The following is a 12,556-nucleotide window of genomic DNA, read 5'->3' on the forward strand; positions in this document are numbered from 1 at the left end:
CGATAATAAATAGACTATAAGCTAGCACGTGTTGTCCATTTCTGTGAAAACCCAACGGGCAACACGCGCTAAATTGTCCCTATGCCTTAGTCTTTCGTCTAGTGTTTCATGTCCTCGCTTCCCCGCGTTTTAACACGCGATATAATGTTTTATCTATTTTTTTATCAAAGCGAAAAATTCAACCTGATTTTTGGCACGTTAGACTCAAGATGGCTTTTTATTTGCCCATAAGCTAGCCACAATGATTATATGAACATAGTAAAATGCCTTAAGGCAGTCTTCCTCACTCTTTCACTGTTCGCCAGTGTTCAATCTTCGGCATTTGCTGAATACACGTGCAATATTGATTTTGCTTACGGACTGGCCGTGAATCATAAGCAGTTACGCGTAATGGACAAGACTCGCACTGTTGTGCAAATCAACGAACAGTCGCAGCTGTTTATTGGAGGTCGTTGGCAGACGCTTAACGACGAGCAGCGAGGTTGGCTAAAAGAATATTCGTCAGGTCTCCATTATGTTGTTCCGAAAATGATAGTGCTTGCTACGGAAGGTGTAGATTTGGCAATAGATACCATTGAGCATGTTTATCTTGGTTTAGTGGGAAGCGATCACGACAGCTATGAACGCCTGAATATTGCAATGAAGCGAGTAAGACACCGCGTAAAAGATAAGTTTAGGCATGCAAGCAATCACTATTTTATTGGACCTGGATCACTCGAGAGCGTAGATGAGTTTGTTGACAGTGAAATAGAAGCTCAATTAGAAGAGGCGATATCGACTTCTGTTGGTGGAATTTTGTCTGCTATCAGTGGCATAACATCTGGTGCGGGAGAGGTAAACCAAGAAAAAGTCGCTGAAATTACCCGTCAACTAAACAACGTGGGCGATAGCCTTGATGTGGGCGACAAAGCCACAACATTGCGCAAAAAAGCAGAATGGTTCTGCGAAAAACTTAAACGGCTGGATGTAGCCGAAGAAAACCTGAGGGCAAGCGTACCTGCTTTTAAGCCTTATAATATTATTACGCTGCACGACAATAGCGCTAACTAATGCGTTAGAAATCAGCTGTTCTAAAAAAGCCTGCCATACGAGCCGGGCTATTAGTGAATTCGGAGCCGTTTTGTTGAAATAACAAAGTGGCTTTTTGCTTTTAGGAAACTTTTTCCTTATTTTTCAATGCTAATTGAACCGAGCAGAAGTGTATGAATAACTCAGAAATGTACGATTAGCTAATTTTTTCAGTAAGTTATTTTAGTGATTTGAATACGAGTGTGAGGGTTTGACCGTAAGTTTCCGTTTTCATATATCAAAAAACACTGACCATTTCGATCAGTGCTTTATTTTAAGTCTGAAGCTCTAGTTAAGCATGTTTTTTAAATTTACGAGAAGCTAACCCCATTAAACCTAGAGCAAAAACTGCAAGCGTTGTTGGTTCTGGTACATCAGTAACACCTGCTGCAATAGCTCTTCCTGCAACTGACTCATATCCCCAACCGAGAATGCTTTGTGTTCCACTATCATTTTCAGAAATATTTACCCAGCCATAGTGTGTCTGACCCGCTAGTTGAAATGATAATCCAAATATGCCAGATTCACCGAAACTCATTATTCCTGCGTAATCTGTTGTTCCAACAAAAAAGTCAGTATTACTCCAGTTACTACTTGCTCCTATCATTTCTCCCAATGAAAATAGATAGCCTCCAGTTCCTGTACCAATATTAACCATATCAGCAACAGCGTTATTAAAATGGAAATCACCATGACCCGTAAGTAAAAACTCACCCACTGAACCTAAGGATGAAGTTGAGGTCGCATCTGAAAGCATATCCCAATACAAATCTGTACCTTGAGACACTGTTGATGTTCCTGATGGAGTAAATGTTATTAATCCAGCATTAGCTAATCCACTAACAGCCAAAGCAACGCTAGCCACTAAGCCTTTTAAAAATTTATTTTTCATTTGAATTTTCCTTTTAATACCTTTCCATCGAGGTTGGAAGGTATTTAATAAAGCTATAAAAAATATTTTTTGGTTATGTAGCACGCAGTATGCCAATTAGGTAAGTTAAGAAAAAACAATAGGTTAGTGAATTTTTATAATTTAAGATTAGTGCCTTTGCAAAATAACCTGACACTAAAACCGGTTATTCATGATGCTTGGTAGATGTTCGGTTTTGTTACGATACACTTCGTCCATTCGTATTTTATCGAGGCTAAAAGACAACATATCTTCTGCGGTAAATCTTTTTCTAGTTAACCCAAGCCGCATCGCTGGAGTGGAAGGTTTAGGTTTGTTATTACCAGAAAAGTTGCGGTTGATAGTACGTTCATTGGTCATGCAATAATTAAAGTAAACACGTTTGATTTCGATAAGCTTTGCCATCCATTCCGAGTTGTAACCTGCATAGGCATTCCAACGCTTTGCATTGGTGGCACTGGTAACTGGCCTTTCTAAAAAGTTAATGTGTCTTCGTAGGATTTGAAACCAATTATCAACACCATAAAGTGATGCGCTTGCCAAGCATTTTGCAATCAACTTTTGGTTCATTTCTTTCACATCACCCAGAGGCAACATCAACGCTAAACGCGATTCGCTATTAGTTTATTATCCATTCTGATTTGGCATTACCTACTCTCACTCTATTTGATAGTTGTGCTTGCCTAATCGGCGCTTAAGCTCACTATTGGCTTTGTACGTTGAGTTCTTTGCCACAACACCAAAATTCTCACATTCTGGATTTTTACAAAAGTTAAGCTGGGTATATGAACCTGTCTCTTTGTTCTTGTAGGCTCTTGGGATGGGTATCGCTTTTGTTGGTGAATGTTTATTTTGCTGTGGCGTTGATTTTAATGGCTCCGCTGTCTCATCAAGTAATTTGATAAATAACTCGGCACACAAAGTCGTATCAAGCAACGCACCGTGTTTTGTTCGACTTGAAATATCAATACCGTATCTCAAGCAAGCGGCATCTTGACTGATTTTTCTAACACCAAGTTTTTCTTTTGCAAATTCCATTGTACATGTAACTTCTGCACAGATATCGGAAATGGTTGAAGTATAGTTAACGCGATTTAACTCTGCGTTTAAAAATCTTAAATCAAACGCGGCATTGAAGATAATAAGGTGACTTCCTCTAATAAACTCAATGAATTGTTGATGAATATCGCTAAAGGTAGGTTTATCTACTAAGTCTTCATCTAGGATTCCGTGAACCTGAAAAGCTCGCTTAACAGACTTTTTTCCCTCAGGATTAATTTTGAGGTTAAACACACAACCAGTAGGAGCAGCATCTTCATATTCAATGCAGGCTAGGTCGATAATTCGATGGTTACCTTGGAGGGGATCTAAACCTGTTGTTTCCGTATCTAAGAAGACATATTTCGTCATAATAACTACTCCAATAAATAATATTATAGGAGGTTTTAGCGCGTTTTAAATAACCCATTGAAAAAACTAGCTAATCGTACATTATTTCGATGATTTTGTAGTAACAAGTGAACGACAGAATAAATTTAATTGTTATTTTTCAGTGGTGTAGAATAAAAAGAGCCACTGTTGTAAAACAGTAGCTCCGAGTTGACTCAATAGCCCGCATACGAGCAGTTTTTTTTTAGAATTAGACATTTTGTGTTTCGACAAAACGGCTATACAAAACAAGAAAGCAGAGAGTTAAGATATCGACGGCCTTTTGCGGTTACTTGCCAGTGACTATCTGAAATAGAAAGTAGCCCTTGTTGATGAGCATCAGACAGGGCGCGCTTAACGTCATCTGTTAATTCAGTACCTGTGAAGTCATTAAAATCACTTATCGGGCAAGGCTCAACTAAACGAAACCGGTTCATAAAGAACTCAAACGGCAGGTCGTCTCTACTTACCAGCGTTTGCGTATCTAAATACGGTCGGCTCATTTCCATGTAGCCTCTTGGATGCTTCACTTTTACGGTACGATGAATAGTGCCATTAGCGGCATCGGTAATCTTTCCGTGGGCACCACAGCCAATGCCTAAGTAGTCGCCAAAGCGCCAGTAATTCAGGTTATGGCGGCATTGATGGCCTGCTTTGGCGTAGCCTGAAATCTCGTACTGGTGATAGCCCGCACGCTCTAGAAGGCTGTGGCCTTTTTCCTGTATTTCCCACAGAATGTCTTCGTCAGGTAGCTCTGGTGGTTTTGAATAGAAAGGCGTGTTTGGCTCGATAGTAAGCTGGTACCACGACAGGTGATAGGGATTTAACTCAATACCTTGCTTTAAATCTGACATGGCATTCTCTACGCTTTGCTCAGGTAGACCATGCATAAGATCTAAATTAAACGTGGGTAGCCCCGCACTGTGTGCTTGTTTTACCGCATTTTCAGCTTGGCTTTCATTGTGAATACGGCCTAGCACTTTTAAATGCTTCGGCTGAAAGCTTTGAATGCCCACCGATATTCGGTTTACGCCTGCCTGATAAAAGCCCGCAAACTTACCTGCCTCAACGGTACCTGGGTTGGCTTCCATGGTTATTTCAGCAGTGTCGCTCAAATTAACCCGCTCTTTTACGCCGTTTAAGATGTCAGCCATGGCCTCGCTTGAAAACAAACTGGGCGTGCCACCGCCTATAAAGATAGTCTCGACAGGGCGGTCGCCAATACGTTTGGCATCAATGGCTAAATCGTCCAGCAGGTGCGCCACATATTCTTTCTCGGGTAAATCAGACTTAAGCCCGTGAGAGTTAAAATCACAGTACGGACACTTTTGAACACACCAAGGAATGTGGATATAAAGGCTAAGCGGTGGATTACGCAAAAGTCGCTCTCATATTATCAAGCAAAATCGCTAAGGCGTTGCCGCGATGGCTAATGCGGTTCTTCTCGGCTTTTTCCAATTCTGCAGCTGTGCAGCCATGAGTTGGCACGTGAAATACCGGGTCGTAACCAAAACCGTCGTTACCAGAGCGAGCAGTTAAAATTTCGCCTTGCCACTTGCCTTGACTAACTAATGGCACTGGGTCGTCAGCATGACGCATAAACACTAAGGTACAAAAGAAGTGCGCTTTACGCTGGGTTTCGCCATCAAGGGCAGCTAATAGCTTGTCGATATTGGTATCATCAGTTGCATCAGCGCCAGCATAGCGGGCTGAATAGATACCGGGTGCACCGCCAAGGGCGTCAACCACTAAGCCTGAGTCGTCAGCAATAGCAGGAAGGCCTGTTACTTGTGCCGCATGACGCGCTTTAATAATGGCATTTTCAACAAATGTTGTGCCTGTTTCAGGCACATCAGATACACCTAATTCTTTTTGCGCCACAACGTCTACACCGTAATCTGCAAACAAAGATGCAAACTCACGTACCTTGCCTTGATTACCTGTGGCTAAAACAATTTTTTCTGGGAATTTCATTGTGCCAGACTCCTCGTTTTTTCTTTGCTCCCGAAATAAGCCCGAACACATTTATCGGGTTACTTTAGGTTATTCAGGACGAAGGTTGGGAGTGGTTTGAGCAAACCCTCTGCCGCAGGGATGCGGCAGCGGAGCGCACATGGATGTGTTTACCGCGTGTTTGCGAAAGCCACTCCCAACCTTCGGCCATCGCATCACTCACCCTCTACGTGCTCAAGTTTTACTTTTTCTTTTTAGGCTTAGCTTTTGCCTTTGCTTTGTCTTTGGCCTTCACTTTTTTCTTTTTGGGGCCAATCTTAGGTGTTTTGTTTTTAGGGCGTAGCTCGTCAATAACGCGAGCTTTCAGTGGCTCGCCCATGTAACGTGCGGTTTTGGCTACCATGTCAAAATCGTGGGCTTCAACCAACGATATAGCTGTACCTTTGGCGCCAGCGCGGCCGGTTCTGCCAATACGGTGAACGTAAACGTCGGCTTTGCGCGGCATGTCAAAGTTAATAACATGGCTTACGTTGGGCACATCAATACCACGGGCAGCAACATCCGTTGCCAGCAAGATAGGTACTTCACCACTTTTGAAACGGGCTAGCGCTGCAATACGTTTGTCTTGTGGCATTTCTCCCTGTAGCCAGCACACTGGAACATCCTTTGAAGCTAAGAAATCTTTTAGCATTTGCAGGCGTTCACGGGTTTTCACAAACACAACCGCTGACGTTGTCGTTTCTTGCTTTAAAATATTCACCAGCAAAGCTTGCTTGTGATTCATGTCGTCAGCTAGGTGATACCACTGATGAATTTTGTTCTTCTCTTTGCGTGACGGGTTCGCTTCCACAACTTCAGGGTTGTTAAGAATGTCGTGGGCGAAGGTTTTAACCCCTTTACCTTCTAACGTGGCTGAGAACAGTAGGTTTTGCTTGCGCCAGCGCGCTTCGGCAGCAATTTGGTTAACTACCGTTGAGAAACCCATATCCAACATGCGGTCAGCTTCGTCAAGGATCAAGCACTCGATATCACGGCAATCTGCGGCTTCTTTTTCGATATGCTCAAGCAAACGACCTGGCGTGGCCACAAGAATATCGAGATTCTTGCTTAAGGTTTCTTTATCGGTACCGTAGTTAATACCACCGGTTATTACACCGCACACAATCTGTGTATGCTTTGTTATTGCTAGGGCTTGTTCGTAAACCTGTAGCGCTAGCTCGCGGGTAGGCGTTAGGATCAAAATACGTGTAGCACCAGGCTGCCTGCGCGGATAATCAAGTAAAAACTGGCATGCAGGCAATAAGAAAGCCGCTGTTTTACCCGTACCTGTAGGAGCAGAGGCCAAGATATCTCGTCCATCCAACGCATGCGGGATAACTAGTTCTTGAATGCTAGTTGGGGTTTCAAACCCCATATCGGCAGCTGCGTGACACAGTGCTTCGTCTAATTCGAGTTCTTCGAAAGTCATAGTATAAAAAACGCTCTAAATGAATGAGGCGTATTGTAGCATTGCTATACCAAAACATTGAGAAAAACTGGCGTTAAATTCGCACACCGCAGGTTAACCTTTACCAAAACGAAAAAGTCGACTTACGTAATGGCCTTTAGGGTATAGAACTATTCAGTTGTCGAAGCAATGGCAGCAAGCTTTGCCAGGTTAAGCGCGTCTTTTATTTCAGGGCCTTTAACGCCGGTGGCAATGATGTCTTGCACATTGACTTGTTTGGCGGCTGCTAACGCATTTTCAATGCGCCTTTGTTGGTGTTGCCAATCTACGCCCTTGTTATAAGCATAAGGTGCAAAAGCGCTAAGCAATAGTGAAAATCGCTCCTCTCTTCGCCATGCATCACAGCCGTTAAATAAAGTGAGCAAATCATCGGGCGAGTTCTGCGTATTTAAAAGGAAGTCTTTATATTTGCAGGCAAGGCTGACAATTTCACTAACTTGGTTCTGCACTTTCAAACGGCTACACAAACGTTTTGCTTCCTCTTCATTAAGGTGAGTGAGCAGGGATGTGAACCTTGTTATCAGTGAAGCGGTTTCTAAATCAGTGCTTTTGGCAAGGTTTTCGTTTTGAACCTTTTCTAAATCTACCGACGTTTTCAACGTTGCCAGAGCAGTATCTAAGTTACTTTCAAGCTCAGCAAACCAGTCATTAAGACCATGGGCTTGGTGTAATACAGTGAAAAAAACATGGGGTGTTTTCTCTAAAAGGCTGCGCTTTGTTTCTTGCCATACCCGCTCAGCACTTAGCGTGCTTAACTCGCCGCTTTGCGCCATAGACTGCATAAGCGCCATGGTTTCAGTGGCGATTGTAAACCCCAAATAAGCATAGCGGGTGGCAAACCGAGCAACGCGAAATACCCGAAGCGGGTCTTCACTAAAGGCTGCAGATACATGGCGAAGTAGGTGGTTTTCTAAATCTTTTTTACCACCATAGGGGTCAATAAGGTTTCCAAGGTTATCTTGCGCTATCGCATTAACGGTAAGGTCTCGGCGTAGCAAATCTTCTTCTAGCGTGACCGAGCTTGATGCATCGCACACAAAACCGGTGTAACCTTTTCCTGATTTACGCTCTGTGCGAGCAAGTGCGTATTCATCTTGCGTTTTAGGGTGTAAAAAAACCGGGAAGTCTTTGCCTACTTGGGTAAAACCTTGGCTGAGCATTTCTTCTGGTGTGGCGCCCACCACGACATAGTCGCGTTCAACAACTTTTCTGTTTAACAGTGCGTCACGCACTGCGCCACCAACGAGATATATTTGCATGCTATTTATATGTCAGAAATTTTTTAGCGAAAGCGTGTAGTATAGCAATGTTAACAATAAAATCTGTAGCTGCATCGTTATGCCTTTCACTTCAGTGTGGTGTCTGGTAGTTTACTTGTCGTAAAGAAACGAATTGATAGGCGCTTTATCAACCATGTATTTGAATTATTTCGGGCTCAATGACAATCCATTTTCGATTGCGCCTAACCCCGATTACTTGTATATGAGCCCAAGGCACAAAGAAGCATTGGCACACTTGACCTTCGGGCTTAGAGAAAGTGGTGGTTTTGTAATGCTTACCGGAGAAGTAGGCACGGGAAAAACCACGGTTTCCCGAAAGTTATTGCAGCAGCTGCCTAACAATACGCAAGTTGCTATGATCATTAACCCCACGTTGTCTGCGCTAGAGCTTTTGGCCACGGTTTGCGATGAATTAGGGGTGGCCTATACAACCGAGCAGGCAAGCCTTAAGTATTTTACTGATTTAATTCTTGCTAAGCTTGCTGAAAATCACCAATTGGGGATTAATTCGGTATTAATGGTAGATGAAGCACAGCATTTACTGCCTGAAGTGCTTGAGCAGCTTCGACTATTAACTAATCTCGAAACCAACCGCGAAAAATTGCTGAAAGTGGTGCTGATAGGTCAACCTGAACTTCAGCAATTATTAAAACGCAATGAGTTACGCCAATTAGCCCAGCGGATCACTGCTCGCTATCACTTACTTCCATTAACCGCACCAGAGGTTAATGCCTATATCGCGCACCGCTTGAACGTGGCCGAAGGTGATATCAGTATTTTTAGTAAGTCCACGCTTCGCGCAGTGCATCAAATTACCGGAGGTATTCCACGGGTGATCAATTTGCTGTGTGACCGTGCATTGACCTTGTCTTTTACTAAGCAGCATCCGGTGGTTCAAAAAACTATTTTCCTTGCAGCCGCAGAGCAAATTTTAGGTGAGGATGTAGTAAGCCAGCGCGTGCAAAGCCAACGAAAGTGGGTTTTAGTATCGGCATTCTTTTTGGCTGTTGCCTGTGGTTACGGGTTAGGAGTCATGTATGCCTAATAATTTGGTGGCCATTGAAAGCTTAACGCCCGGTATGGTTATTGTTCAAATTACCAAGCAGAACGGTCCTGTCAAAATTAAAAAGGCCGGTTTGGTAACAAGTGATGCCATGGTACAGGGGCTATCTGAAATGGGGGTGCTAGAGGTAGAAATAGATCCTGAGCAAACCGTGGAGATTGCACCAGCTGTTCATCACAGGACCCAAACTCAAGCACTTATCCGTGGTGAACATGATACAACAGCCAAATTTGATAAGTCGTTAAGCGAGCGGTTTAACCGAAGCTTGTTTTTACCAACCGTCGAGGGATTGCCTTCTGCTTGGCAGCGCTACATCAAGCAAAATATGCTTCTCGCCTTCGTTATCCTTAGCGGATTGGGTGTTGGCTTTGTTGCAGCAACGTCGCAACATTGGTTGCCGACAGTAACTCATGCGCTTCAGGCAACGGCTAAAAAAGATGCGCCGATAGCAGATGCCAATAAAAGCACCGCTGAAGAACTGACGCAAAGCAATAGTGATGAGACAACAAGCGACACCGAGAAGCAGCCAAACAATAGCCAAACGACGGCGTCCGTCGATAACAATAGCAACACTCAAACGGTATTAACAACAGCCGCGGATGACAAGGGCACTGAAAAAGCAAGCGATAACGAGCAATATTCACCACCACCGCTATCGCAACCTTCTTCAGCATCGCTACCGGCGTCCTCGTCATCATCTTCTTCACGACCCACTGAGGCGCTTGCAGAATACGAAGGCAAGGTGTTGAACGAAAACACAACACAGCCAGAGGTAGCGGTGTCTCCTGAGCTTATTGCTCGGTTTAATGCTGCAGTTGAAGCTCTCGATCAAAATGGACAGGTTGAGGAACAAACGTCACAGACGCAGGTAGCAGTAAGAGATGAGTTGCCCAGAGTGGATCAGTTGCCTGTTCGTCTTCTTACACGGCTTCCTACGATGAATTTTAGTGCACATATGTATGCTTCACGCCCCGCGGATCGATGGGTTAACGTAAATGGGAAACAGCTGGTGGAAGGTGATTGGATTGACGACCGAGTGCAAATCGTAAACATTGAAGCGCGTCGTGTAGTACTGTTGTTCGAAGACGAAATTTTTACCATGGCAGCGCTGACCGACTGGTAATAACACATTATGGCAATGACACGAACCGGTGCGCTGAACCTCCTTTATTCAGTATGTTATCAAACGTGTTGATACCTAGAGAGGCATTTGGTTAACAAATACGTCTTTAAAAAACTTGGGTAAGTTCAAACTAAACTCTTCGGGGCGAACGCCTGACACAATCTCATCGTCATACAAACTTAAATCGATGCGCTTCACTTCATTAAAATGTTGTGAAGTGACACTATAGAAGGTCATAACATGCGGACTTACTGGGTCATCGGGGTTTATTTTACTGACGATACCTAACTTACCACTTCGCAGACGGACCAATGAGCCAACTGGATGTACGCCAATACACTGAATAAATTGCTTAACCAGCCCTTGGTCTAAGTTTTCTGTTTGTTTTAGTCGCTTTAGCGCCTGAGTAGGCGTGATACTGTTTTTGTGAGCACGGTTAGATGTCATGGCATCGTATGCGTCCACAATGGCAGCAATACGCGCGAACTCTGAGATTTCGTCACCAACCAATCCTCTCGGGTAGCCGCTTCCATCAACGCGCTCGTGGTGCTCTTCAATGATGCGTAGCGATAGGTCAGAAATATCGCCACACTGTTCAACAAGGTCTGCACCAATTTCAACGTGGGTTTTCATCACTTCCCAATCATCACTGGAAAATTCGCCTGTGTTATTGCGAATTTCGTCTGGCAGGGAAGACATCCCGATATCCATCAACAGGGCACCTAAACTCACTTGCTCCGTGGTATCTCTGTCATAGCCAAGAAACTCACAGAAAATACCGCTGAGTACACTGCAATTAATACTGTGCTCAAGCAGGTACTGGTCGGTATTTTTAATCATAGTCAGGCAGCTCAGCGCATCTTTATTGTCGAAAACACTTTCAATGAGGCTGTGAGACAGCGACTCCATCGGCGATAAATCTTTCACCGCGCCGTTTTTAAGCGACTTCAAAAAGCTGCTTTGTATGGTAAGTGCGCTGTCATATAGCTCATTGGCTTCGTTAATTGAATCACGACCGACAGGTTTAACAACCGGCTTAGTCTCTTCAGACTCTTTTTCTACCGTTGGTTCGGGTGGCATAGCTGCCTCGGGCAGCTTTGACTTCGCAAGGTCCACCTCAACAATGAGAATGCCTTTGGACTTAAGACTGTTAATAATGGCTTGGGTTTTTACAATGCCTTTAGACCGCATTTTAAGTGAGCCTGTTTGCTCAAGTACTTGATTGACGTACATTCCTGGTTGTAGATCATCAATGGGTACCTGTTCTAACATTATCTCTCCTGTGGGGCACAACGTTGCCATCGTCTGTTACTACAATAGGAATGAATAGTACGATATTCCAGTGAAAAAAGTGAGGAGTTTATTAGCCTTTAGTATAGCTAGAGCCCGCGAGTAAAGGATTAACGAAGTCGCGAGGGAAGGTGTGACGTGTAAATGTGCCGAGAAGTTGCCTATATTTCAAATCAGGCGAACGGATATTCTCTATACCAAACGGTAATGGGCATCTTGATGCAAAGTTAGGTTCGAGGCATGGAGGGGAGAAATAAACAGAGTGCTATCTTGCGACAGCACCCATGTCTTATGTAAGGACTTTTTTAAAGCGCAAAGTACTTCGCTGTTACAACCATGCGGGCTGTTTATCTTCAAAGGCTTCTATAGCATTTGTGAGTTCAAGGGTTTGACCGATAGCATCTAAGCCTTTAATAAGGTTGTTTTTGTGATGCTCAGCAATTTCGAAGCTGAAGCTTGTATCGTTAAAACTTACCGTTTGCGCTGGAAGATCAACGGTGATCTTCGTTGCTGGGGCTGCCTTCACTGCAGCAAACAAAGCGTCCATTTGTTCGCTAGATAGCGCAACGGGAACTAGCTGATTGTTAATGCAGTTGCCGTAGAATATATCAGCAAAGCTGGTGGCAATAACCGTTTTAAACCCAAAGTCTGCAAGTGCCCACGGCGCGTGTTCTCTACTTGAACCACAGCCAAAGTTTTCGCGAGCTAGCAACAGACTCGCACCTTTGTGCTCAGGCTTATTCAGCGCGAACGCTGGGTTTGGCTCTTTCTCTTCTAAGTCCAAGTAGCGCCAGTCGTGGAACAAGTGTTTGCCGTAGCCAGCACGTGTTACGCCGGTTAGAAACTGCTTTGGAATAATTTGGTCAGTATCGACATTGGCCTGATCAAGCGGCGCAGCAATGCCTGTGTGTTGTGTAAAACCTTGTTCAGACAT

General features: G+C 44.0%; 12 protein-coding genes. 3 read left to right on the forward strand and 9 right to left on the reverse strand.

What is annotated here, in order from left to right:
- The first annotated feature begins 255 nt into the window (after positions 1-255).
- Positions 256-1,050, forward strand: coding sequence for a YggN family protein (locus BK026_RS18875; RefSeq protein WP_071817786.1), 795 nt, complete (start codon positions 256-258; stop codon positions 1,048-1,050).
- A gap of 310 nt (positions 1,051-1,360) precedes the next feature.
- Here the strand turns inward: BK026_RS18875 and BK026_RS19900 are convergent, their stop codons facing one another.
- The 7 genes from BK026_RS19900 to BK026_RS18910 all read right to left on the reverse strand — a co-directional run bounded on the left by BK026_RS19900 (position 1,361) and on the right by BK026_RS18910 (position 8,125).
- On the reverse strand, positions 1,361-1,960 hold the full coding sequence (locus BK026_RS19900; RefSeq protein ID WP_071817316.1) for a PEP-CTERM sorting domain-containing protein: 600 nt from the start codon (positions 1,958-1,960) through the stop codon (positions 1,361-1,363).
- 174 nt (positions 1,961-2,134) lie between these two features.
- Positions 2,135-2,557, reverse strand: a complete 423-nt coding sequence (locus BK026_RS18885) for a hypothetical protein (RefSeq protein WP_143142147.1) — start codon at positions 2,555-2,557, stop codon at positions 2,135-2,137.
- 78 nt (positions 2,558-2,635) lie between these two features.
- Positions 2,636-3,388: an exonuclease domain-containing protein gene (locus BK026_RS18890; protein ID WP_071817318.1), complete on the reverse strand. Its 753-nt coding sequence runs from the start codon at positions 3,386-3,388 to the stop codon at positions 2,636-2,638.
- Positions 3,389-3,645: 257 nt separating this feature from the next.
- Entirely contained in the window at positions 3,646-4,785 is a 1,140-nt protein-coding gene (gene hemW, locus BK026_RS18895; protein WP_071817319.1) for a radical SAM family heme chaperone HemW, read from the reverse strand.
- Positions 4,778-5,380 (reverse strand): XTP/dITP diphosphatase, encoded by a 603-nt coding sequence (locus BK026_RS18900; protein WP_014948475.1) that lies wholly within the window; start codon positions 5,378-5,380, stop codon positions 4,778-4,780. The genes hemW and BK026_RS18900 overlap by 8 nt, the downstream gene beginning before the upstream one ends.
- Before the next feature lie 220 nt (positions 5,381-5,600).
- A complete protein-coding gene (srmB, locus tag BK026_RS18905) occupies positions 5,601-6,827 on the reverse strand; it encodes an ATP-dependent RNA helicase SrmB (RefSeq protein WP_071817320.1) in 1,227 nt (408 codons plus the stop codon).
- Positions 6,828-6,976: 149 nt separating this feature from the next.
- Positions 6,977-8,125: a CCA tRNA nucleotidyltransferase gene (locus BK026_RS18910; protein WP_071817321.1), complete on the reverse strand. Its 1,149-nt coding sequence runs from the start codon at positions 8,123-8,125 to the stop codon at positions 6,977-6,979.
- Positions 8,126-8,279: 154 nt separating this feature from the next.
- On the opposite strand from BK026_RS18910, the gene BK026_RS18915 reads away from it, so the two are divergent.
- On the forward strand, positions 8,280-9,191 hold the full coding sequence (locus BK026_RS18915) for an ExeA family protein (protein WP_071817322.1): 912 nt from the start codon (positions 8,280-8,282) through the stop codon (positions 9,189-9,191).
- Positions 9,184-10,332 carry a general secretion pathway protein GspB gene (locus BK026_RS18920; RefSeq protein ID WP_071817323.1) on the forward strand — a complete coding sequence of 383 codons (1,149 nt, stop codon included), beginning with the start codon at positions 9,184-9,186 and terminating at the stop codon, positions 10,330-10,332. Before BK026_RS18915 ends, BK026_RS18920 begins: the two co-directional genes overlap by 8 nt.
- A 75-nt stretch (positions 10,333-10,407) precedes the next feature.
- On the opposite strand, the gene BK026_RS18925 is transcribed toward BK026_RS18920, so the two are convergent.
- Complete coding sequence (locus tag BK026_RS18925) at positions 10,408-11,604, reverse strand: HD-GYP domain-containing protein (RefSeq protein ID WP_071817324.1); 1,197 nt, start codon at positions 11,602-11,604, stop codon at positions 10,408-10,410.
- Between the two features lie 346 nt (positions 11,605-11,950).
- Positions 11,951-12,556 (reverse strand): 3-isopropylmalate dehydratase small subunit, encoded by a 606-nt coding sequence (leuD, locus tag BK026_RS18930; RefSeq protein WP_071817325.1) that lies wholly within the window; start codon positions 12,554-12,556, stop codon positions 11,951-11,953.

Origin of the sequence: Alteromonas sp. V450, from assembly GCF_001885075.1 — a bacterium.
Taxonomy (GTDB): domain Bacteria; phylum Pseudomonadota; class Gammaproteobacteria; order Enterobacterales; family Alteromonadaceae; genus Alteromonas.

Bases quoted from the DNA above. Each gene is read 5' to 3' on its own strand.
- BK026_RS18890 (WP_071817318.1), bottom strand. From the start codon at position 3,388: ATGACGAAATATGTCTTCTTAGATACGGAAACAACAGGTTTAGATCCC.
- BK026_RS18915 (WP_071817322.1), top strand. From the start codon at position 8,280: ATGTATTTGAATTATTTCGGGCTCAATGACAATCCATTTTCGATTGCG.
- BK026_RS18925 (WP_071817324.1), bottom strand. From the start codon at position 11,604: ATGTTAGAACAGGTACCCATTGATGATCTACAACCAGGAATGTACGTC.
- BK026_RS18920 (WP_071817323.1), top strand. From the start codon at position 9,184: ATGCCTAATAATTTGGTGGCCATTGAAAGCTTAACGCCCGGTATGGTT.
- srmB (WP_071817320.1), bottom strand. From the start codon at position 6,827: ATGACTTTCGAAGAACTCGAATTAGACGAAGCACTGTGTCACGCAGCT.
- BK026_RS19900 (WP_071817316.1), bottom strand. From the start codon at position 1,960: ATGAAAAATAAATTTTTAAAAGGCTTAGTGGCTAGCGTTGCTTTGGCT.
- BK026_RS18900 (WP_014948475.1), bottom strand. From the start codon at position 5,380: ATGAAATTCCCAGAAAAAATTGTTTTAGCCACAGGTAATCAAGGCAAG.
- BK026_RS18910 (WP_071817321.1), bottom strand. From the start codon at position 8,125: ATGCAAATATATCTCGTTGGTGGCGCAGTGCGTGACGCACTGTTAAAC.
- leuD (WP_071817325.1), bottom strand. From the start codon at position 12,556: ATGTCTGAACAAGGTTTTACACAACACACAGGCATTGCTGCGCCGCTT.